18 protein-coding genes are annotated in these 24,274 nt (G+C 39.6%); 9 read left to right on the top strand and 9 right to left on the bottom strand.

The window, feature by feature from the left end; all coding sequences use genetic code 11:
• Nucleotides 1–3: 3 nt before the first annotated feature.
• Together H3T57_RS06215 and H3T57_RS06220 are read right to left on the bottom strand one after the other, a co-directional pair.
• Complete coding sequence (locus H3T57_RS06215; protein ID WP_198193566.1) at nucleotides 4–3,702, bottom strand: nitrate reductase subunit alpha; 3,699 nt, start codon at nucleotides 3,700–3,702, stop codon at nucleotides 4–6.
• A 32-nt stretch (nucleotides 3,703–3,734) separates the two neighbouring features.
• Nucleotides 3,735–5,117 (bottom strand): NarK family nitrate/nitrite MFS transporter, encoded by a 1,383-nt coding sequence (locus H3T57_RS06220; protein WP_122124151.1) that lies wholly within the window; start codon nucleotides 5,115–5,117, stop codon nucleotides 3,735–3,737.
• Nucleotides 5,118–5,392: 275 nt separating this feature from the next.
• Between H3T57_RS06220 and H3T57_RS06225 the strand changes: the two genes are divergently transcribed.
• From H3T57_RS06225 to H3T57_RS06235, 3 genes are all read left to right on the top strand, one after another.
• Nucleotides 5,393–7,573, top strand: coding sequence for a TonB-dependent siderophore receptor (locus H3T57_RS06225; protein ID WP_198193567.1), 2,181 nt, complete (start codon nucleotides 5,393–5,395; stop codon nucleotides 7,571–7,573).
• A gap of 62 nt (nucleotides 7,574–7,635) precedes the next feature.
• A complete protein-coding gene (locus tag H3T57_RS06230; protein WP_155580998.1) occupies nucleotides 7,636–9,525 on the top strand; it encodes a histidine kinase in 1,890 nt (629 codons plus the stop codon).
• Nucleotides 9,526–9,543: 18 nt separating this feature from the next.
• Nucleotides 9,544–10,200, top strand: coding sequence for a response regulator transcription factor (locus tag H3T57_RS06235; RefSeq protein ID WP_122124155.1), 657 nt, complete (start codon nucleotides 9,544–9,546; stop codon nucleotides 10,198–10,200).
• Here H3T57_RS06235 and H3T57_RS06240 read toward each other — a convergent pair.
• Entirely contained in the window at nucleotides 10,197–10,949 is a 753-nt protein-coding gene (locus H3T57_RS06240; protein WP_155568617.1) for a HesA/MoeB/ThiF family protein, read from the bottom strand. The genes H3T57_RS06235 and H3T57_RS06240 overlap by 4 nt on opposite strands.
• A gap of 206 nt (nucleotides 10,950–11,155) precedes the next feature.
• Between H3T57_RS06240 and H3T57_RS06245 the strand changes: the two genes are divergently transcribed.
• Complete coding sequence (locus H3T57_RS06245; RefSeq protein ID WP_155569710.1) at nucleotides 11,156–12,856, top strand: alginate export family protein; 1,701 nt, start codon at nucleotides 11,156–11,158, stop codon at nucleotides 12,854–12,856.
• 97 nt (nucleotides 12,857–12,953) lie between these two features.
• Here the strand turns inward: H3T57_RS06245 and H3T57_RS06250 are convergent, their stop codons facing one another.
• The 5 genes from H3T57_RS06250 to mnmE are packed head-to-tail and all read right to left on the bottom strand — an operon-like array spanning nucleotide 12,954 to nucleotide 18,524.
• Nucleotides 12,954–13,856 (bottom strand): ParB/RepB/Spo0J family partition protein, encoded by a 903-nt coding sequence (locus tag H3T57_RS06250; protein WP_198193568.1) that lies wholly within the window; start codon nucleotides 13,854–13,856, stop codon nucleotides 12,954–12,956.
• Between the two features lie 16 nt (nucleotides 13,857–13,872).
• The gene (locus H3T57_RS06255) at nucleotides 13,873–14,661 is read right to left on the bottom strand and encodes a ParA family protein (protein WP_198193569.1); all 789 of its coding nucleotides are present in this window, start codon (nucleotides 14,659–14,661) and stop codon (nucleotides 13,873–13,875) included.
• A 1-nt stretch (nucleotide 14,662) separates the two neighbouring features.
• Entirely contained in the window at nucleotides 14,663–15,283 is a 621-nt protein-coding gene (gene rsmG / locus H3T57_RS06260) for a 16S rRNA (guanine(527)-N(7))-methyltransferase RsmG (protein ID WP_347400766.1), read from the bottom strand.
• On the bottom strand, nucleotides 15,273–17,168 hold the full coding sequence (mnmG, locus tag H3T57_RS06265) for a tRNA uridine-5-carboxymethylaminomethyl(34) synthesis enzyme MnmG (protein WP_232349775.1): 1,896 nt from the start codon (nucleotides 17,166–17,168) through the stop codon (nucleotides 15,273–15,275). Before mnmG ends, rsmG begins: the two co-directional genes overlap by 11 nt.
• A gap of 21 nt (nucleotides 17,169–17,189) precedes the next feature.
• Nucleotides 17,190–18,524 carry a tRNA uridine-5-carboxymethylaminomethyl(34) synthesis GTPase MnmE gene (gene mnmE, locus H3T57_RS06270; protein WP_198193570.1) on the bottom strand — a complete coding sequence of 445 codons (1,335 nt, stop codon included), beginning with the start codon at nucleotides 18,522–18,524 and terminating at the stop codon, nucleotides 17,190–17,192.
• 199 nt (nucleotides 18,525–18,723) lie between these two features.
• On the opposite strand from mnmE, the gene H3T57_RS06275 reads away from it, so the two are divergent.
• A complete protein-coding gene (locus tag H3T57_RS06275; RefSeq protein WP_198193571.1) occupies nucleotides 18,724–19,041 on the top strand; it encodes a hypothetical protein in 318 nt (105 codons plus the stop codon).
• A gap of 106 nt (nucleotides 19,042–19,147) precedes the next feature.
• Nucleotides 19,148–19,600 (top strand): methylated-DNA--[protein]-cysteine S-methyltransferase, encoded by a 453-nt coding sequence (locus H3T57_RS06280; RefSeq protein WP_198193572.1) that lies wholly within the window; start codon nucleotides 19,148–19,150, stop codon nucleotides 19,598–19,600.
• A gap of 78 nt (nucleotides 19,601–19,678) precedes the next feature.
• Here H3T57_RS06280 and rho read toward each other — a convergent pair whose 3' ends face one another.
• Nucleotides 19,679–20,950, bottom strand: a complete 1,272-nt coding sequence (gene rho / locus H3T57_RS06285) for a transcription termination factor Rho (protein WP_110439160.1) — start codon at nucleotides 20,948–20,950, stop codon at nucleotides 19,679–19,681.
• 381 nt (nucleotides 20,951–21,331) lie between these two features.
• On the opposite strand from rho, the gene trpB reads away from it, so the two are divergent.
• From trpB to accD, 3 genes are read left to right on the top strand one after another with little or no spacing between them, the layout of a single operon-like run.
• Nucleotides 21,332–22,558 (top strand): tryptophan synthase subunit beta, encoded by a 1,227-nt coding sequence (trpB, locus tag H3T57_RS06290; RefSeq protein ID WP_198193573.1) that lies wholly within the window; start codon nucleotides 21,332–21,334, stop codon nucleotides 22,556–22,558.
• Complete coding sequence (trpA, locus tag H3T57_RS06295; RefSeq protein WP_198193574.1) at nucleotides 22,555–23,367, top strand: tryptophan synthase subunit alpha; 813 nt, start codon at nucleotides 22,555–22,557, stop codon at nucleotides 23,365–23,367. The genes trpB and trpA overlap by 4 nt, the downstream gene beginning before the upstream one ends.
• Nucleotides 23,368–23,408: 41 nt before the next feature.
• Complete coding sequence (gene accD, locus H3T57_RS06300; protein ID WP_198193575.1) at nucleotides 23,409–24,269, top strand: acetyl-CoA carboxylase, carboxyltransferase subunit beta; 861 nt, start codon at nucleotides 23,409–23,411, stop codon at nucleotides 24,267–24,269.
• Nucleotides 24,270–24,274 lie beyond the last annotated feature (5 nt).

The raw sequence follows: 24,274 nt of genomic DNA on the forward strand, positions 1-24,274 counted from the left end.
CTCTTATGCCTCAACTTTTGGGTAATTAACGCTAATAGTCTCTTCAAGCCAATCGACATGCTTCATTTTACGGACAACAACAAATTCATCACGATTTGAACCAACTGTTCCATAATAGTTAAAACCATAGGAATATTGCGCATAACCGCCAATCATATGTGTCGGTTTTAAGACTGTTCTTGTTACCGAATTATGAATGCCGCCGCGTTTTTTTGAAACTTCTGCACCGGGAACATTGATGATCTTTTCCTGAGCATGATACATCAAGGTCATTCCTTCTGGAACGCGCTGACTTACAATTGCTCTGGCCGTTAAAGTTCCATTTAGATTAAAAACCTCAATCCAGTCATTATCAACGATACCAGCCTTTTGTGCATCAATTTCGGAAAGCCAGACATGTGGCCCGCCACGGGATAATGTCAACATCCGTAAATTATCGGAGTAAGTACTGTGAATGCCCCACTTTTGATGTGGTGTGATAAAATTCAGGACTATTTCTGGATTTCCGTTACCATGCTGTCCCAAAACCTTTTGAGTTGTTTTCAAGTCAACCGCTGGACGATAGACACACAACATTTCACCAAATGCACGCATCCATTGATGATCCTGATAAAACTGCTGTCGACCGGTCAGGGTTCTCCAAGGAATCAGTTCATGAACATTTGTATAACCAGCATTGTAACTTACCGTTTCACTTTCCAGACCTGACCAGGTTGGGGAAGATATAATCTTACGTGGCTGAACCTGTATATCACGAAAACGAATGGAATCATGTTCACGAGGAGTGGCCAAATACGTATGGTCAATACCTGTTACTTTTGATAATGCCCCCCATGCCTTGACAGCGATATGCCCATTTGTTTCAGGAGCAAGATTCAGGATCATTTCAGCCGCATCAATAGCAGTATCAAGTCTCGGCTGTCCCTTTGCAATACCCTGACCAACAACCTTGTTTAAATTACGTAATTGATCAACCTCATGCTTGGTATCCCAACTTATACCTTTACCACCATTACCAAGTTTTTCAAGTAAAGGACCAATTGATGTAAACTGTTCATAAATTGCTCCATAATTTCGCTCGATAACTTTCATGGCTGGCATTGTCTTACCAGGAATAGGATCACATTCACCCTTTTTCCAGTCTTTAACGTCAAAAGGCTGTCCCAACTCTTGTGGAGTGTCATGCATTAAGGGTGTCAAGACAAGATCTTTTTGATTTCCAAGATATCCTGCGGCGAGTTCAGAAAATTTTCCAGCCAGTCCTTTGAAAATCTCCCAATCACTTTTACTTTGCCATAAAGGTTGTACAGCCTCGCTTAAAGGATGAATAAAGGGATGCATATCCGATGTATTCAAGTCATTTTTCTCGTACCAGGTGGCCGTCGGAAGAATTACATCTGCATATAAACAAGTCGTTGACATACGGAAATCCAAGACGACCAAAAGATCCAGTTTACCTTCTGCGGCTTCTCTTACCTTGATTTCCTTCGGTTTAATACAATTTTGCTCTTCACTTAAAACTGCATTCTGAGTACCCAAAAGATATTTAAGGAAATATTCATGTCCCTTACCTGAAGAACCAAGAATATTGGAACGCCATACAAACATGTTGCGTGGAAAGTTCACTGGATTATCAGGGTCATTACAAGACATGTCAATTACACCTGATTTCAACCCTTCAACCGCATAGTCAATGGGATCTTTATTTTGAGCAATTGCATTTTGTGTCAACGTCAACGGATTCATTGACAATTGCGGTGCAGAAGGTAACCATCCCATCCGTTCAGCTTTGGCATTACAATCAATCAGCGCCATACCTTCAAATTCACTCAGACTATTTTGTGAGGCAACTTCATTGATAGCCAGCTTTTCATGGCGCCATTGACTCGTATGATTGTAAAAGAAGGATGTCCCGTTCATCTGACGAGATGGACGATTCCAATCCAATCCAAATGCCAATGGAGCCCAACCGGTTTGTGGCCTCAGTTTTTCCTGACCAACATAATGGCACCAGCCACCTCCACTTTGACCTATACATCCACAAAGCATTAACATGTTGATAATGCCACGATAGGACATATCCATATGATACCAGTGATTTAATCCGGCACCCACGATGACCATGCTTTTACCATGAGTTTTATCGGCATTTTGGGCAAATTCACGAGCAACCTGAATAACCAATTCTGGATTTACACCAGTATGTTTTTCCTGCCATTTAGGAGTATAGGGAACATCATCCATATAATCTCTAGCGCCATCACCTAGACCACGGTCAATACTGTAATTGGCAGCCATTAAATCAAAAACTGTAGTAACCTTTACCTGATTGCCATCAGCCAAGGTAATGGTTTTAACCGGAACCTTTCGGAGCATCTGTTCATTTTTGCTTTCTCCAGCAAAATAATTGAACACAACCTCCGCAACATTATCATGCTTACCCAGCAGACTAAGTTGGGCCTTAACGGTTTGTCCTTTGCTATCCTGTTCCTTAAGATTCCATTGACCTGTTTCACCCCAGCGAAAACCAATTGATCCTTTGGGGGTTACAATCTGTCCCGTCAATTCATCAATAACAAGCGTTTTCCATTCAGGATTGTTTTTTTCATCAAGCTGATCTGCCAAATGACTGGCACGCAAGAAATATCCGGGAAACAGTTGGCCATTCTTTTCATCAAGCATAACCAGCATTGGCATATCTGTATATTGACGGCAATATGACGTAAAATATTCAGAGGGACGATCCAGATGAAATTCTTTGAAGATTACGTGTCCCATCGCCATGGATAAGGCAGCATCCGTACCTTGTTTGGGAGAGAGCCATATATCACTGAATTTTACCATTTCACCATAATCTGATGAAACAGCGACCGTTTTTGTACCTTTATAACGAACTTCGGCATAAAAATGAGCGTCTGGCGTACGAGTCATGGGGATATTTGATCCCCACACTAGTAAATAGGTTGAATTATACCAATCGGCTGATTCCGGAACATCGGTTTGCTCGCCCCATATTTGTGGGCTTGCTGGTGGCAGATCGCAATACCAATCATAAAAAGATAGCGGAACACCCCCAATAAGAGAAAGATAACGGGATCCGGAAGCATAGCTGACCATTGACATAGCCGGAATAGGAGAAAATCCAATAATACGGTCGGGACCATATTTTTTGATGGTAAAGTTATTTGCCGCGGCAACAAGCTCGTTGACTTCCCGCCAGGTTGATCGGACAAATCCGCCTAATCCACGTCTTTTCTTGTAAGAACTGGCCAATTCTGGTGTTTGACTGATATATTCCCAGGCGGATATCGGATCCATCTTCTGACGTGCATCACGCCATAATCTAGCCAGCTGTCCACGCAGCATTGGATATTTAACACGTTGGGCAGAATAAACATACCAGCTGTAAGATGCCCCGCGAGGACATCCCCTGGGTTCATGATTAGGTAGATCCGCACGAGTTCTTGGATAATTTGTCTGTTGGGTTTCCCAGGTAATCAATCCACTTTTAACATAGATTTTCCAACTGCAGGATCCGGTGCAATTCACACCGTGAGTTGATCTTACGATTTTATCCTGTTGCCAACGTTGTCTATACGCATCTTCCCATTTTCTGTCCTCGTTAACAACAGCGCCATGCCCGTCAGCAAAACTGCTTTTCGTTTTTTTAAAAAAGTTTAAACGATCTAATATATGGCTCATAATCAATTTCCAAATTCTAAATCAAATTTGTCTTAACAACGTATTTCCGCATTTTTGCGAAGGTAGTACCAACGATTTATCAAAAGGCAAAATACGTAAAATCCAACAAAAATATAAAAAGCTAAATTATACGATCCGGTATAACTTAAAGAGGTTCCATACAGTTTTGGAATTATAAATCCACCATAGGCACCAATAGCCCCCATAAAACCAAGAACCGCACCGGTTTCCTTGGCAGCATCCTCATTCATCTGCTCTTCAGACTCAGCTTTTTGTTTTTTAAGGTATTTCTGGTAAAATATTGTAAATATTCCGGGAACCTGGGCAAATACAGATCCATTTCCCAATCCAACAAAAATGAACAGGATCATAAAACTTATCAGGAAGCCGACAAAACTTCTTGATTCTTCCGGGGCTGAGATGAAAAAAACGATACATAAGGAAAAAACAATCATACCCAGGAAACTGATTTGAGTTACCCGTGTCGCCTTGAATTTGTCAGAGGCAATTCCCCCAACAACTCTAAATATGGACCCCAGCAAAGGACCTAAAAAAGCGTATTTTATAGGATTAACATTAACGAATTCATGCTTTATCAACAGGGGCAATGCCGCTGAAAAACCGATAAAGGATCCAAATGTACCCAGATAAAGCAAACAGGCAACCCAGGTATGTTTACGCTTGAAAATTATTGATTGCTCTGAAAAAGATGCCTTGACCGTGGCAAGGTCATTCATCCCAAACCAGGCAGCGATAACGGTTACCGCAATAAAAGGCACCCAAATATAGGTGATATTCTGTAACCAGACAAGACTCTGCTGACCGTTATGAATACGTGTTTCTGGTCCACCCCCCAAAACACCAAAGATACTGATGCCAATGACCCACAAGGTAACAAATTGTACAAACGGTACACCAAGATTTCCCAGTCCAGCATTTACCCCCGTGGCAAATCCCTTTCTTGATTTAGGGAAAAAATATCCGATATTTGCCATAGAGGAGCTGAAATTTGCCCCACCAAATCCACATAACAGGGCCAAAATCACCATTGTTGCAAAACTGGTATTTGGATTTTGTATGCATATACCAAAACCAATGGTTGGAATCAAAAGGGTGGCTGTTGAAAAAACCGTCCATCTTCTTCCACCAAAAATGGGAACCATAAAGGCATAGATGATTCTCAGGGTTGCCCCTGACAATGCAGACAATGCCGTTAAAAGCATTAGTTGATTTTGAGTATATTTAAACCCAACTTCTGGTAGATAGACAACAACGACACTCCATAATTGCCATACAACGAAAGCAAGTAAAAGAGCAGGAACGGAAATCCATAAATTCCGTAAAGCAATAACACGTCCTTGCTTTTCCCAAAACTGTTGATTTTCCGGTTCCCATTTTGTTAGTAAATGAGACATTTTTTTTCCTTGGTTGATGAACCAATACGTTTATATCTGTATTGTTTTGATCTTTATTGTATAAGTTAAATAAAACGCATAATTGTTTTAATATTATTTACATCTTCCGCAAGATCGAACCAATTAGTCAAAAGCTTATAGAAATCTGGAATAATGGCTAGGTTGTTTATAGCCATTTGGCTAAGTATAATTAGTCGTTTTTCTACTATTAATATATCATATTCATTTCCATTATTAGAATAATTTCTTGAATTATTAATCCATGAAGAATTTGCATGAATAAAAAACAAAAATATATTCTACCCCTGCTTCTTCTTTTCCCTCTTCAAACAATGGCACAAAAGATTTCAACCTCGAACAATATGGAAAGAGATGATGAAAAATCCGAAAAAATTACTGTAAGGGGACAAAGAAGGGCTGACGGATCAGTTGCGGTAATGAGTACTCCAGACGTTACCTTGGGCCCCTTGGGTTCCTTGAAATCTGAAGACGCACCTTTTTCAATCATGTCAGTTCCTCATGACGTTATTGCCAATCAACAGGCAAGAAACGTTAATGATCTAATGAAATACCTTCCTTCCGTACAACTCGAGGCCCGTGGATCTGCAGGCATGGCTAGGCCGCAATCCAGGGGGTTTGAGGGGGACGTAACAGCAAACAGCCGTATTGACGGGCTCAATATGACAACCACCACCCCCTATCCAACGGAAATGTTTGAAAATTTGCAGGTTCTGAACGGGTTGGCCGGGGCTATGTATGGCCCACAAAATCCAGCCGGCATTTTCAGTTACCAGCTCAAACGTCCCACTGACCGTCGTACGGAACATCTTTCAATCAATTACGATTCAATTGGTGCCGTGACGGAATATGCGGATGTGTCTGGTCGAGTCGGTAAAAATGGGTGGTTTGGATATCGTTTAAACCTTCTGCATGATGAAGGCACCGCCTATGTGGAACACAGTCAGTTAAAACGTAATCTGGTCAGTGGTGATTTTGATATTCATCTTTCCTCCAAAACCGTTATTGAGATAGATGCCAGCCATTATACCTATAATGAAAGGGGAACAGCGACGAATTTTTCGTTTGATAATTCCATTCAGCTGCCATCCGCACCCAATATGGGCAAGGCCTATCTTGGGCAAAAATATGCCGGATTTAATACGGAAACAAATACCTTTCTCGGAAAAATCAAACACCAAATCAATAAAAAATGGAGATTTACTGCGGGAGGGCTCTATCAGGATGCCAAACGAGAGATGTTCAACAACAACAATCGACTCCTAAACAGCAAGGGTGATTATCAACAATCTATTTCGGTAGCCGGTCAGGCAAACGTTTTTCAGGTAGGGAGCAATTTTGCCTATGTGAATGGAGAAGTAAATACAGATTTTGTAAAACATGAACTTGTTTTGGGCACCAATGGATATATGAGAGGTAATTACAACCCCACTCATACTGAAACAATCAATCTTGGAACCAGCAACATACACAATCCTCGTCCATTACCGGGTCATAGACCAAAAGGATGGGGACGTTATCAATCGGCCTTAATCCAACAACAAGCCCTGATTGCAGGCGATACAATCCATTTTAATCAACAATGGGCCATTATGGGTGTTTTCAGTTGGAGCTGGTTAAGCAATGACAGCTGGAACATGAAAGGAAAGAAAACCGCACACAATTCACATGATGCGGCATTTAGTCCAACAACAAGCCTGATTTATCATCCTCTTGAAGGTCATACCGCCTATTTCACTTGGGCAAGAAGTCTGCAGGCGGGAGATATTGCCCCAGCGACGGAAGTAATTAATCCAAACCAGATCATGGCTCCCTATCGTAGTGAAGAATATGAAGTAGGCTATAAGGTCAAATTCAACCGCCTGTGGTTAAATGTTGCTGCATTCCGTATGACACGTCCATATGCATTTATCAATCCAACAACCCATATTTTTGCCGTCGCAGGACAACAGCGCAATTATGGGGTTGAATTTCAGGTCGCAGGACAGATATGGAATAGTCTGTCTATTCTTGGAGGTGTTACATGGCTTGATGCACAACTGGGAAAAACAGGAAATATTGCCACCTCTCATAAACAAATTGTTGGTGTCCCCCCTGTTCAGGCCAACCTGCTGATTGACTACCAATTACCTATCGCAAAAGATCACATCCTGTATGGTATGGCATTCAACATCAATCTTCACTATACAGATCGTCGGGCTGCCAATAATTACAATACCACTTTTGCCAAAGGGTATTTTACGACAGATGTCGGAATGCGCTACGCCTTCAATGTCTTTAACACCCCACTTGCGGCACGATTTAATGTCAATAATGTAACCAATAAACATTATTGGATGTCTGTATATCCATCCTCAATTAACGGAGGCACCGCAAATAACAGTGCTTATGCCGGATTACCCAGAACATATCAATTTTCATTGGCAGTTGATTTCTAATATTTAATTCAAATATATGTTAAAATAATCTTATCATAATATTTACGAACAATTATCAAATAATGAAAATCACGCGGTATTTTAACAAGCTTTCAACCAAACTGCTTACCTGTACTATCGCATGGGTTGTATGTGCCATATTCTTTACGGGATATGCACTCTCCCTGCTTTGGCAGCTTGAAAATGCTGGAATTGCCATCAATTATACAGGCAGTTTGCGCATGCGTGTCTATTACATGATGTTACTTTCTAATCAAAACGATTATGTAAACCTGCAGCATGAACAAACGAAATTTATTACAATCCTTAATAAATTAAAAAAATACGATAATAATACCCTAATTTTTTCAAATAATAAAAAAATAAACCTGCAAATAAAATATATTGAAAAAACCTATAATAACCAGATATTGCCGCTTATAAACCAGTCCTCTGGATATCATAGACTAACTGACAAAAATTATTATCATCTCAACACATTCGTAGAAGACATTGATCTTTTAGTCAAACTGATCGAAAATCAAAATACGCAAGACATCATTTGGCTTCGATACATAATCACAACAATTATCCTGATGATACTAATAACTGCCTTTTCGAGCATATCCCTGTTATATAAATCAGTCATCAATCCGTTGAAACATCTTGAATCAAGTATCAAAGCCCTAAGTCAAGGTAATCTATCCAGACGTATTCCTGTAAATGGCAATAGTGAATTTGATATTGTCTCCTCCGGTTTTAACCAGATGGCACATAATTTGCAGGACTTATACAATAACCTTGAACATAAAGTTTCAGATAAAACACTTGCATTAAAGAAAAAGAATCATGAATTAACTATTCTTTATGACATGATCACCTTTTTACATACCTGCCTGACTCCCAATATGGCAACCGAGAGATTCCTTGAAAAAATTATTGATTTAAGTCAAGCAGATGCCGGATTTATCGGCTTTCTTAACGAAGAGAAAGACGCCATGAATTTTATTTGTAGCCAAGGTTTTCCAGCACAATTAAACACCATCGAACAATGTTATTTTTCTGCCAACTGTTTTTTTGATATTTCTTCCCTGCCCAAAAATTCCTATCCTATTTGCGTCAAAACTGATCAGCAGGAAAACTGTCTTATACCCTCGTGCGTTAAAAAATTATTTAGTCATTTTATCATTTTTCCTATTTGGCATAATAAAAATGAAATAGGGTTAATGGTTCTATATTTTAAAAAAAGGGAATCTACTTTTTCTCCAGAAACCTACCACTTGATTGAAACATTGACCTGTCAACTTGGTGTATCCATTGAAAATTACCAATTAACCGCCAAAGAAAAACAGCTTGCCATTATGGAGGAACGCAACTTAATTGCACAGGGGTTGCATGATAGCATAGCACAAGCATTGTCCTTTCTTAACTTGCAAGCTCAAATGCTTGAAAAGGCAATCAATAAGAATGACCTTGACAAAGCCAAGCAAAATCTGGATTTTATTCAGCGTGGCGTGCAAGAATCCTATGACGATGTTCGTGAACTGTTGATGAATTTTCGAACCAAGATTGGCAAGGAAGATTTTGAGACTGTTGTTAAGAAAGTCGTGAACCGTTTCAAAGCCCAGACAAAAATACCTGTAAAATTAATTAATCTGCAAAAATTTTTATTTATTACAAAACAACAGCAATTACAGATCATTTTTATTCTTCAAGAAGCTTTATCCAATATTCGTAAACATTCAAAATGCAAGCTTGCAACAATTGAATTTAGTTATAATAATTCTTTCATGATGCGTATTCATGATGATGGTGTCGGATTTGACCTTAATACCTTGCAAAAAAAACAACAGAACCATATCGGTTTATCAATTATCCAAGAGAGGGCAGAAAATATTTCCGGAAAAATAAACATTACCTCAACACCTAATCATGGTACAACCTTGGAACTCACTATTCCGATAAACTTATAGAACGGTAGTATAAAGAAAATGCAAACAAAAATTAAAATTCTGCTTATTGACGATCATTCTTTATTTCGTTCAGGATTGAAATTTCTTCTTAACAATCAGGAAGATATAGAGGTTATTGGAGAGGCGCAAAATGGATCAGAAGGTATAAAACTGGCCCAGAAACTTAACCCTGATATCATCCTCCTTGATCTGGATATGCCAAGAATGGGTGGAAAGGAAACGCTCCAAAACCTTTTAAATATTAATCCAGACCTTAATGTCCTAATTTTAACTGTTTCGGAAGATAATGATGACCTTATTCAATGTATGACACTTGGAGCAAAAGGCTATCTTTTGAAAAATATCAATACCGATTTCCTATTGGACAGTATTCACAAAGTTTATGAAGGGAATAATATTCTCTCCCCAGCCATGATATCAACTCTTATCGATCAATTCCGACCCAATGAAAAGGAAAAGGACGAAGATCTCTATGATTCTTTAACACCAAGGGAAAAAGAAATATTGGCTTGGCTGACCAAGGGAATAAGTAATAAAGAAATTGCCCGTTTTTTGAGCGTGTCAGAAAGTACAATCAAGTTGCATGTTCAGAACATATTACGAAAACTTAATTTACACAGCAGGGTGCAGGCAGCAATTTACGCCCTAGAACATGGTTTTGACAAAACACCCTAGTTCCTCGAACAACCACATACGTTACAATGCGGATTGCGATCACATTCCAGCATATGAAAAGAAAAATTCAAAGCATTATAATGCAGTATCCTGCCCGTAAGAGCTTGACCCATCCTGGATATTACCTTCAAAGCCTCTGAAGCCTGCATAGCTGCCATTGTATTGACCAATGGGGCGTAAACACCGGTAAATGAACAACGGTCCTGTTCTGTTTCCGCTCCATCAAATAGACAGGCGTAACATGGTGATCGATCATTATTCGAGTCAAATACACTTAATTGCCCTTCAAACCGTATGGCCGAGGCATAAATTAAAGGTATTTTACTAGAATATGCAACCCGCCCGATCATTTGTCGGGTTTTTAAATTGTCACTACAATCCAAAATCACATCATAATCATGAATTAATGAAGATAATTCATCCTCGGATAAACGGTAAGGCACAGTATCAACAGTAATATCCGGATTTTGTCTATGAATGAAATCGGCCATTACATGATTTTTGAATTTACCAATATCATCAGGTGTATAGTATGTCTGTCGTTGTAAATTGGACAGTTCGACCCTGTCATTATCAACCAGCAATAAACTGCCAATACCCGCAGCAGCAAGAATAGGAATTGCTGCACAACCCAGTCCCCCGCATCCTATAACCATAGCACGGCTATTTAAAAACCGTTTTTGTCCATCCAAATCAATTTGCGGCAAAAGGATATGGCGACTGTATCTTACCAATTGATCTTCATGCATTATTTGAAATAACCCAAATAAATAACCATATAATGATAAATGTCATAAAGAATACTAGCCATAAGACTAGCAACCAAATATTCACAAAGATTAATATAATCTTATTCTTAATATAAATAATACTATACATGTGGATAATATAAATTCTTTTCTTAAAAGAATAATATAATTAAATAAAACAATAATATTAGTATGAATGATAAACTATGAATAAATCAACTATTCTGGCTAGTTTAAAAGTAGTTAATCATATTTGTTTCTCATTACTACTTTTAACTTCAATACATACTTACGCTAAAGATCAAACAAAACAAACATTACTTCCAACAGATTCAAAAATTCAAAATAAAACCGATTCTACATTTACTGATTACTCAAATCTTAATAACCGTTGTGCAAAAGTTGTCACAGCGGCTGGTAAATATGGAAATACACGACATCCGGATTGGGGTGTCTTCAACAAACACAGCGGTTTTGGACCTGTTGGTAATTATTCTTGGTATGCTTTTGGACAATATGCCCCATACGCACAAGCAAGATGGGCAGAAGACTGGAGCGGATTATGCAATGATCCCCATAAAAATGATGACTGGTTTAACCGACTCAAGTATATTCCCCTGAATGATTCTGGGGATATCTGGCTGAGTTTAAACGGCAATGAACGGTTTCGTCATGTTTTCGACAGCAAACCATATATGGGATTTGGAGCCAAAACAAATTCCAACCGTTTATTGATTCGTAGCGTTTATGGTGCTGATTTGCATATTGGTTCCCACGTAAGAGCTTATGCCGAACTCATTAATGGTGTTGCTGGTGGCAGCAACACTTTTGGCTATCAAACAGGTTTTCAACGTAAACGACTTGACATGCAGCAAGGTTTTTTAGAAATAAAGGGGAACCTGCTTGGTGCAAAAATGGGGGCAATGGGAGGACGTCAATATTTTGTTGATGCACCACTCTCCATGACTTCCGCACGGGAACTGACTAATATTCGTTACAGTTGGGATGGATTCCGAGGCTATGCTTTCTGGAAAAATTTCAGAGTCGACATTTTTGACTTCTGGCAAACTGACTTTTCCAAAGATCATGTTTTTGGTGCAGGGCCAAGTTATAATGCTCGCATGTTTGGTGGTTTGGCCAGTTATGCTCTTCCCAGCTTTAAAGTGCAGAATGTGAATAGCCAATTATTTCTTGATGCCTTTTATATTGGTTACCTTTATAACGGTAATGCTGCAGGTCTTCCCACACCAACACCCGGAAAAAACCGTCAAGGATCTACAAGACGTGATAATATCGGCGGAAGGTTGAACGGAAATATTGGCAATTTCACCATTGATGTTACAGGTATATATCAGGGTGGTGAATTCCGTCCCGCAAATTCTGGTAGTAAAACACGTCCAGTCAGAGCCTATGCATTTGATGCGATTTTTGCTTATAACTTTAAAAACGTGCCGGGAAATTTGTCATTGGGCTTGCAAAGCGACTATTTTTCTGGTGGTAACTATCACAAAGATCACGGTGCGGTCAGAAATTTTGCTGTTCCCTATTTTACAACAGCAAATTATCAGGATATGACACTATATCTGGCAACTTCCAATACAGTCAGTACAGGTCCTTTAATCACTTACAATCCAACAAAAAAAGCACTTGTCAAATTGCACGCACCTGTAATTTGGAGAGCCAATACCAATGATACGATTTACGGTGTCGGATTCAACTACCCTTTGCGTGACAATTATTCTGGTGGATTTGTTGGTGCAATTCCTCAGTTTACTCTCGCTTATGCAATTGCTCCCCATCTTGTTTTAACTGGAGACTTTGGCGGTGTTCTAGCCTCACAATCCATAAAAAAAGCTGGTGGCAATGACAGTGCTTTCCTTATGGAAACACTCGACTTCAGGTTTTAACCTTTTTCATTCTATACTTTATTTATTATTCTGTCGCTTATTTTTAATAATAAGCGACTTTTTTTATATATGGGTCTATGAAGTATCAATATTTCATTTAATTTTTTAACAACGTCAAAATCTCATCAAACTGTTCAAGGGATTTATAAAATATTTTTAAGGACCCACCTTTACCATCAAATTGAATTTTGACATTAAACCCTAATCTGCCACGCAAATCTTTTTCAAGTGACTCTATTTCAGGATCGATTGACTTTTTTTTCAAGTGTAAATTTTTATTAACCGCTTTGGCATTTTTAACTAGGGCTTCTGTTTGTCTTACTGTTAAATCATCTTGAATAATTTCCTTTGCTGCTGACACAGGATCGGGATGCATAAGCAAGGCTCTTGCATGTCCCGGGGTTAATATCCCATTTTTCAAATAATTTATAATCTCATCCGGCAATTGCAATAGGCGGATTATATTAGCAATATGTGAACGTGATTTACCCAATGCAGAAGATAACTCATCCTGAGTAAGATTGAACTCATTTAATAATCTTGAAAAACCTTCAGCCTCTTCGATAATATTTAAATCCGTACGCTGTAAATTTTCCACTAATGCGACAGCCATTGCATCTTTGTCAGTAAAAGAGCAGATCCTAACCGGCACCTCATCAATCATGGCCAGTTGGGCAGCACGCCAGCGACGTTCCCCAGCAACAATTTGGTATTGACCCTTTTGGGTATCTTTTTCCTTAACCAGCAGAGGTTGTAAAATACCATGTTGTCTGATTGAGTCCGCCAACTCTTGTAAAGCTTCAGGCTGCATAATTTGTCGAGGTTGAAAAGGACCAGGCTCAATTATGTCAATAGGTAAAATCTGCATTTTCAAATCTGAAATCCCAAGATCGGATCCGATATCTTTCTGATTATCCTCATCTTTAACCGACTCCCCTAATAAAGCGGCAAGTCCTCTTCCCAAACGAATTTTACCCTGATCCCTTTTCTTACCCTTCATATTTCCTACCCTCAAATTAAGCAAATCGACGATTCAATTCCTTAGCCAAGTTTATATAGGCTTGCGCTCCAGTTGATTTAGGATCATACACCATTATTGGCTTTCCATAACTTTGTGCCTCTGAAATACGGATATTGCGTGGAATAACTGTTTTACAGACCTTATCCCCAAAAAAATTCCTGGTATCTTCAGCAACAAGCTCTGAAAGTCTGTTGCGTTTGTCATACATCGTTAAAACAATTGCCTTTATATCCAGATCAGGATTTACCTTTTTCTGCAAATGTGTAACCGTTTTAACCAGATGACTTATTCCTTCGAGTGCCAGAAATTCACATTGCAACGGAACAATAACACCAGTAGCAGCCGCCAAGGCATTTACCGTTAACAGTCCAAGGCTTGGAGGACAGTCAATCAAAATATAATCATATATACCTATAAATTGCTTAATTGCCTCCTTGAGCCGAAATTCACGTTTTTCAATATCAATCAACTCAAGCTCTGCAGCCGCAAGGTTGCCATCAGCTGTAATCAACGATAATCCTGGAATCATGGACTCCTTGATCATTCCATCAACCACTTTGCCATTAATTAATAAATGATAGGTTCCTTTATCACGATCGCCATATTCAATTCCCAATGCAGTTGAACTATTTCCTTGAGAATCAAGATCAATTAATAGAACCTTCTTTTTTCCAGCGAATGCTGTGGCAAGATTAATTGCTGTCGTTGTTTTACCCACCCCACCTTTTTGGTTTGCAATTGCCAAAATATAAGTCTTTTTTGATTTTGTCTTTTTAAGCGCCATTTTATTCAACACGTTCAAATTGATTAATCTTAACTATTACCCCATCGGCATTCGTTTGACTGGAAAAGGTTTTATAATTTATTTTCCAATTCTTTTGTGCCTCTTCAATTTCCAGATTAACAGACCGGCCTTTCAAAAATAAACAATAACCATTTTTATTTAAAATATTTTTTGAAAATTTCAAAAGCTGAGTCAATGAAGTCAATGCCCTTGCCGTCACAACATCTGCACTGATAGCATTCACATTTTCAATCCTCTGGCAAAGCACAGTTGCTTGTGTTTTGGTCTGTCGCAGAACTTCCCTTAAAAAAATTGTCTTTCTCATATCAGATTCAATCAATATTACAGGAATATCTGTTGACAATGCCAAGATCAGACCGGGAAATCCTCCACCTGATCCAAGATCAGCAATAGATTTTACAGATGAATCAAGATACCGAATCAATTGAAAGCTGTCATATACATGACGTTTCCAGACCTGATCCATACCCTGTTGCGATACCAAATTTATTTTTTTGTTCCATTGCTGAAGTAAAGAGATATAAATTTCCAGTTTCTCTATTGTTTCACGTGAAACACTCTTTAAAAACGGATAATTTTTTATATAACCGTCAAGATTCACAACAATTATCCTTTTCCCCTTTTTGCGGGGTTCGAATATATGCCAATATAGCCATCAATGCAGAGGGTGTTACCCCCGGTATCCTTTGGGCAGCACCAAAAGAAACAGGGCGAACCGCTTCTAGACGTTCCTGCATTTCACGACTTAATCCGCCAATTTTCCTATAATCAAGATCCAGTGGCAAATTGATTCTGGACTCCTGGTCAAGCTGCCTGATTTCCCTGGCCTGTCTAACAAGGTAACCTTCATAACGGGCCTCGGTACGAATATATTGTTGAACTCTTGATGTTAATTGATGAAACCAAGGAGCGACTTTCTCAATTACCTCCTCAGAAGGGCATAATGATAAAATTTCAAATAATGACCGCCAGCGTCCATCGGACGAAATCTGCATTCCATAACCATTCAGGGTTTTAGGCAGGTATTTCTCTCCCTTCGCTCTCTGAACAGAATTTTTGATATGATCTATATCCTGAAGATATAAAGCCAATCGTTCAGCCCCCAAACACCCCAACTGTTCAGCCAAAGGGGTTAACCGTATATCTGCATTATCTGCCCGTAAAGTCAAGCGATATTCTGCCCGTGAGGTAAACATACGATAAGGTTCAGTCACCCCTTGCGTTGTCAGGTCATCTATCATGACACCAATATAACCCTGGCTACGATCAATTGTAATTTTTTCTGATCCAGAAGCATGATTTGCGGCATTAATTCCAGCCAACAAACCCTGAGCTGCGGCTTCCTCATACCCTGTTGTACCATTGATTTGTCCGGCAAGAAACAATCCGGAAAAATTTGGCAATTCCAGGGTCGGATTCAAGGATCTCGGATCAATATAATCATATTCCACGGCATAACCTGGCCTGACAATCACGGCATTTTCCAGACCTGGAATTGAATGAACCATTCGTTCCTGAACATCTTCTGCAAGACTGGTTGATATTCCATTCGGATAAACCAAATCCCCACCTTCATGTCCAGGCAATGCTTCAGGCTCAATAAAAATCTGATGACGCTCCCGATCAGCAAAACGGACAATTTTATCCTCGATTGACGGACAGTAACGAGGTCCTTTTCCAGTAATTGCACCCCCATAGACTGCAGAAGTATGAATATTATCCCTTATTATCCGATGTGTTTCAGGAGTGGTTGCAGTTATCCGGCAGGAAACAAATTCATTAAAAGCGTTATCAGTCAATCGGCTAAAAAACTCGGGAGATTTATCCCCCTTATCTTCTGTCAACCGCTCCATATCGATGCTTGATCGCAACAGCCTTGGAGGGGTTCCTGTTTTTAAGCGACCCATACGCAGTCCCATCACCTCCAATCGGTTTCCCAATATTGTGGCAGGTTTATCTCCAACTCTTCCGGCTGGCTGACTTTTATTGCCAACATGGATAACTCCGCGCAAAAAAGTTCCCGTCGTTAAGACAACCGCTCCTGACAGAAATTCACGACCATCCTCGCAAATAACACCACATATTTTATTGCCAATATCGACATTGAGATCAGCAACCGCACCCTCCATAATAGTCAGGTTGCTTAATTCTTTTAAAAATTGTTGAACCGCATTACGATATAACATCCGATCAGCCTGAGCCCTGGGTCCATGTACTGCTGGACCTTTGGAACGATTAAGCAGCTTGAAATGAATACCCGCCCGATCCGCTGCTTTTGACATGATACCATCAAAAGCATCAATCTCCCGAACAAGATGCCCTTTGCCTATTCCACCAATTGCCGGATTACATGACATGATCCCAATCGTGTTAAGAGAATGGGTCAGCAATAAAGTTCTTGCCCCCATCCGGGCAGAAGCTGCAGCCGCTTCACTTCCAGCATGTCCTCCACCAACGACAATTACATCGTATTTTACATTTATCATTAATCTTTTCTCAACTCGACCTTACTTACCGATACAAAATTGACCAAATATGGTATCCAACAGATCCTCTACACCTACAGCACCAGTTAGTCTACCCAAACTCTGCATAGCTAACCGCAATTCTTCACCACGCAATTCAGCCCATTCCATTTCTTGGGCTTTTTGCAAATGTTGAACACATTCTGTTATACCTAATCGATGTCTTACCCGTGTTAAAGGGGGTGGCCCCTGACGGGATATTAATTCTTTGGTTTTCTGAACCAATAAACTTTTGAATTTATCCATCCCCTCACCCGATTTGACGCTGATTAACACGGTTTTATCTGACTGACTTAATAATGTTTCACGTGAAACATTTAAATCAATTTTTGTTCGAACCAACAGATCACAAGATAATTCAGGGCAATCATTTTTATCCGCAGCATCCATCAAACACATTACATAATCTGCATTTTGAGCGATCTTGTAGGCTCGCTTTATCCCCTCTTTTTCAATTTCATCTTCTGTTTCACGTAAGCCTGCGGTATCCACCAAGGTTACAGGAACATCACCCAATACTACCCTGACCTCAATAACATCTCGTGTTGTTCCAGCCTGTTCGGTCACAATCGCCGCATCACGGTCAGCCAAATAATTCAATAAACTAGATTTTCCAGCATTTGGTGGCCCCACAATTGCAAAGGTCAGTCCTTTTCTCAAACGTTCCCCTCGTCCTTGATCATTCAGATGGTCAATCATTTCAGAATGCAAATCAACGATTATCCTCTTCACATTCTCCTCAATCTCTTGCGGCAAATCCTCATCCGGGAAATCAATTAACACCTCTTGAAATGCCAACACTTCGCGCAATTGTTTTGCCCAACCATGATAAAGGTCACTTAATCCACCTTCCGTTTGTTCCAAAGCCTGTTTTCTTTGCGCCTGCGTTTCCGCCTCAACAAGATCGGCAATACCTTCCGCCTGTAATAAATCAATTCGGCCATTCAAAAACGCTCGCTTGGTGAATTCACCTGCCTGGGCAGGAATGGCACCATAAGAAACCAATACCTCCGCAACAGCATCAACCACAGCAGGACCTGCATGCAAGTGCAGTTCTGCACTATCTTCACCCGTATAACTATTAGGGCCCGGGAACCACAGCAGCAAAGCCTCATCCAGTAATTCTTTCTGACCCTCCTGAATTTTCCATAATTTACGAACCGACGCCAAACGTGGTTGCGGCACTTGATGACACATTCTGTGTAAAATAGAATAAGTTAAAGGCCCACTCAAACGCATGATCGCAACAGCACCCCTGCCCATTGCGGTTGCCAAGGCAAAAATTGTCGTATTTGAATTTAATGAAATATTTTCCATACAATATTAACTTATCTACTTAAGATATATATTTTTTATATGGTCGTAACATAAAAAAATCTTTTAATACATACGAAAAGATAAATTCATTCATATAAAATCAATTTTCTTCAAATCAATAAACTAAATATTACTACACATATCATTGTACGCTACCTATAATAATTGTAATTATGCAACTAAATTGAAGGGATATAATATGCGTGACCTAACAAATAATGAAATTAACAATGTATCAGGTGCCGCTTCATTTACCGCAATTGGTTCGTTAATTGGTTCTCGAATTGGTAATGGACTAAATCAGCTGAGTAAAAATATCTCTGGAAAAGAGCCAGAGAAATCATATATAACAGGTGCAATAAATATAGGTTATGGAATCGGTGAATTTCTGGATAATCTTAATAATCGATCTGTTTGGGGGGATGCATGGAATAACACTCAAACAGGTATCACTCAACTTATTAATGCAGCCGTGACGAATAGTCTTAATGATCTGAAGATTTTACTTCCCGCTTAAATTTTAGAGACAATCCCCAATAGAATAAATTGATAAATAAAATAAATTATCTTAATTTTATAAATTGCTACATTTACAGAAATAAATTTCAGATTTTTATAACACCATGGGTTTTATATCTTTTCATTCTCCAGTCGGTGATCTTAGTATCGCTGAAAATGATAATCTTATCGTCTCAATTGATTGGGGCTGGGGTAGTCTTGAAGAAAAAACACCCTTATTGGAGGAGGCAAAAAACCAGATTGCCGCGTATTTCAATGGTAAACTAAAAAAATTTGATTTACCCATTCTATCGCCTGGAACAGCCTATCAACAACAAGTCTGGGAATTTTTGCAAACTATTCCCTTTGGTACGACAAAATCCTATTCCGAACTCGCCAAAATAATAGGAGGAAGTGCCCGTTCCATTGGAAATGCAAACGCCGCAAATCCAGTTCCCATTATCATTCCATGTCATCGTGTCATTGGTAAACGAACTTTAGGTGGATATTCTGGAGGGGAAGGGATTAAAACCAAAGAATATTTATTGAATATTGAAAAATTATTTAGCACACCTTAATCAATATCTCTATAATTCAGGAAATAGAATAAATACATAGGATTTATTCTATTTCCTAATGTTCAATACTTTTTACGATCAAGTATTCATAGCATCAAAAAAATCTTGATTGTTTTTGCTGTATTTCAACTTATCAAGCAAGAAATCCATTGCATCCATCGTTCCCATTGGCGCCAAGATACGACGAAGCACCCAAATTTTTGACAAGCTCGAACGATCCACCAATAGCTCCTCCTTACGGGTACCGCTTTTAGTAATATCAATCGCAGGAAAGGTTCGTTTATCAGCAAGCTTACGATCAAGAACAAGTTCAGCGTTACCGGTTCCCTTAAATTCCTCAAAAATAACCTCATCCATACGACTACCCGTATCGATCAGTGCCGTTGCGATAATGGTTAAGGAACCACCCTCTTCAACATTACGCGCTGCACCAAAGAAACGTTTTGGACGTTGCAACGCATTGGCATCCACACCGCCAGTCAGAACTTTACCTGATGAAGGAACAACAGTATTGTAAGCCCGAGCCAATCGCGTAATGGAATCAAGCAAAATCACAACATCGCGTTTATGTTCAACCAGTCTTTTTGCTTTCTCCAAAACCATTTCCGTAACCTGAACATGACGATGCGCAGGTTCGTCAAAGGTTGAGGAAACAACCTCACCTTTGACTGAACGAATCATATCCGTAACCTCTTCCGGACGTTCATCAATCAGAAGAACAATTAAGACAACCTCGGGATGATTGGTTGAAATTGCTGTTGCTATATTCTGCAACATCACGGTTTTACCCGTTCTCGGCGGGGCAACGATAAGCGCACGCTGCCCCTTACCAATGGGTGTTACCAAATCAATAACTCTGGGTGTAAAATCCTTATTTGGATTCTTGCTTTCCATTAATGATGGAATTTCCATCTGTAACCGTTCATTTGGAAATAGGGGGGTCAAATCATCAAAATTGATACGATGACGAACCACTTCCGGATCCTGATAATTGATTGTATCAACTTTCAGCAAGGAAAAATAACGCTCCCCATCTTTTGGAGCGCGTATTTCACCAGAAACAGTATCCCCTGTCCGCAAACTAAAACGGCGTAACTGTGCGGGAGAAACATAAATATCATCCGGTCCTGGCAGATAATTGGATTCAGAGGAACGTAAATATCCAAAACCATCTGGTAGAATTTCCAGAGTTCCCTCTCCATAAATAGCTTGATTGTTCTCAGCAAGCTTTTTAAGGATGGCAAACATCATATCTTGTTTACGGAGTGAGGACGCGTTTTCAATCTGCAAACTTTCTGCATAATTGAGCAGTTCTGCTGGAGATTGCGCCTTGAGTTCGGCAAGTTGCATAGATGGAGGCTCTATATAATAGAAAATTAAATCATATAAATAAGGAAAGGAAATATGGCGATCAAATACTTAAACATTTACCAAATTGTATATTGATCCTTTATTCATACATTTCAAAACAAAAACGTAAAAATAAAATACACATTTCATACGAAGGGAATTTTGATATATATCAAATATAAGATTGGATTTATAGATAAAAAGATCAAAAACGTCAAGAACTTTAATTTTTAAATAAAATTGAAAAATAACTGTTTTTTTTTCAAAAAGCCATTTAAGTTACAATTCCATTTATTTGCTGTAAAATCCAGAATCATTTAAACTCAACCAAACGATAATTTTGTTGATTTTTTATTTCAATCAAGTTTTTAGGAGAGAAACGTGGGGTCCCAAACTGGTTCATCCTTTAATAGTTTAAGACAGGGTCCTGATGAACATGGACATTTTGGAAAATATGGGGGAATGTTTATTGCCGAAACACTTGTCCCTTTAATCCTTGATTTGCAAAAAGCTTATCAATCCATTCAGAAAGATCCTGGATTCCAAAATGAATTGACCTACTATTTAAAAAACTATGTTGGAAGACCCAGCCCATTATGGTTTGCAAAACAATTAACAAACATTGCCAATGGTGCAAAAATCTATCTGAAACGTGAGGATCTCAACCATACGGGAGCCCATAAAATTAACAATGTCATGGGTCAAATCTTGCTGGCCAGACGCATGGGCAAAACACGCATAATCGCTGAAACCGGAGCTGGCCAACATGGCGTTGCAACAGCCACAGTCTGTGCACTATTTAATATGGAATGTGTAATCTATATGGGCAAGGTTGACATTGAACGTCAGAAACCAAATGTTTTCCGCATGGAACTGTTGGGCGCAAAAATCATTCCTGTCACCGCTGGCAATGCCACATTAAAAGACGCCATCAATGAGGGGTTAAGAGACTGGGTAACAAATGTTCATAACAGCTATTATCTTATGGGTACAGCTGCCGGACCTCATCCTTATCCCATGATGGTCAGAGATTTTCAATGCATTATTGGCAATGAAGCTAAAAAACAGATTTTGGAAGCGGAAGGGAAGTTACCCAATAAAATTATTGCTGCAATAGGCGGCGGATCAAATGCAATTGGTATTTTTCACCCTTTTCTGGATGATCCTACCGTATCCCTAATTGGTGTTGAAGCGGGAGGAAAGGGGCTGGATAGTGGAAAAACCGCAGCCTCTATTGAACGGGGATCATCAGGGGTATTGCATGGTAACCGTACGTATCTGTTACAAGATGATGATGGTCAAATTACTGAACCTTACAGTATCAGTGCCGGACTGGATTATCCCGGAGTGGGTCCTGAACATTCCTGGTTACATGATCTGAAACGAGTGGAATATGTTGCCATCAATGATGATGAAGCAGTTGACGCATTTCAGAAATGCACAACCAAAGAGGGAATCATCCCGGCCCTAGAAAGCTCTCACGCTCTTGCTCATGCCTTGAAAATTGCTCCTGCCATGAAGTCAGAAGATATCATCATTGTCAATCTATCGGGTCGAGGCGATAAGGATATTGATAATATCGCAAATTATTTAGGAGTAAAATTATGAGCCGTATTGCCACCTGTTTCAAAACTGTTAGACAAAAAAAACGTGGAGCTTTTATTCCTTATATAGAATCTGGTGACCCTGATTACCAAACCGCCTTAAATATTCTAAAGGCCATGCCACATGCAGGCGCGGATCTGATTGAAATTGGCATCCCCTTTAGTGATCCCATGGCAGATGGCCCAACAGTTCAGGCAGCTGCCAACCGTTCGTTAAAAGCCGGAACCAATATGCAAAAAACATTGCAAATGGTTCGGGATTTTCGTCAGGACAACCAAACAACCCCTATCATTTTAATGGGATATGTTAATCCAATCGAACATTATGGATACGAACGTTTTTGTCAGGATGCCGAACAGGCTGGTGTTGACGGTCTAATCATTGTTGATATGCCTCATGAGGAATTAGGCTGTATTCTACCATATACGGGAAAACATCATCTTGATGTTATTCGGCTGGTAACCCCGGTCACTCCCAAAAACCGTTTGGAAAAAATTCTTAAAGATGCCAGTGGTTTTATCTATTATGTCAGTATTACGGGAGTGACAGGCACCAAAACCGCGTCCCAGAAAGATCTGGAAAAAACCATTCCCATCATTCGTTCCGTTTCCGACCTCCCTATCGCAATCGGGTTTGGAATTTCAACAGCTGAACATGTTCAAAACGCTATAAAACATGCAGATGCTGCCGTTGTTGCCTCAGCTTTATTAAAAACACTGGAATCAACCTTAAATCAGGACTATCATTCTACTGATACAACCATTGAAAAAGTTATCCAGCATGTTGCGCTCCTGTCAGCGAATACCCTGTAAAACAGGTTTATAAATTAATCATCATCAATGAAAGATCAGTTATGAGTTGGCTTACGGAATATGTACGTCCCAGAATTCAAGGATTTTTAAAAAAAGATATACCTGATAATCTGTGGACCAATTGCGATGCCTGTGACCAAATGCTGTTAATCAAGGATTTACAAAAAAACATGAATATCTGTCCACATTGTGGACATCATATGCGTGCATCTGTGAAACAGCGTTTGGAATGGACTTTTGACCAGGATTCCTATACTTGCATAGAGCTCCCCAAAATGCCTGTAGACCCCTTAAATTTCAGGGATAAAAAACGTTATACCGATCGACTAAAGGAAAACCGCACAAAATCACAAATTGAAGAATCAATTGCCGTCGCACATGGTACCATTCTGGAACAAAAAGCAGTGGTGGCCGTTATGGCCTTTGAATTTATGGCAGGCACAATGGGAGCCGCCTTTGGTGAGGGTTTCCTTGCGGCAACCCGTCTTGCCCTTTTACAACAATCCCCTTTAATCATATTTACCGCATCAGGGGGGGCCAGAATGCAAGAGGGAATGATTAGCCTTATGCAGATGCCCCGTACCGTCATCGCTGTAGAAATGCTGAAAGAGGCCAAAATTCCCTATATCGTCGTCTTTACCAATCCAACAACAGGCGGGGTGACTGCTTCCTTTGCAATGTTGGGGGATATCCACATCGCAGAACCCAATGCATTAATCGGATTTGCAGGTCCACGTGTTATTGAAAATACTGTTCATGAAAAATTGCCAGAAGGATTTCAACGGTCAGAATATCTTCTTGATCACGGCATGATTGACATGGTTGTTAAAAGAACAGATATGCGAGAAACGCTTGCCAATCTCATCAGCCTGTTATGTAACACAAATACACAAACATCCTAGCTTTT

Origin of the sequence: Commensalibacter sp. W6292M3 (genome assembly GCF_016101315.1) — a bacterium.
GTDB classification, from domain to species: Bacteria; Pseudomonadota; Alphaproteobacteria; order Acetobacterales; family Acetobacteraceae; genus Commensalibacter; species Commensalibacter melissae.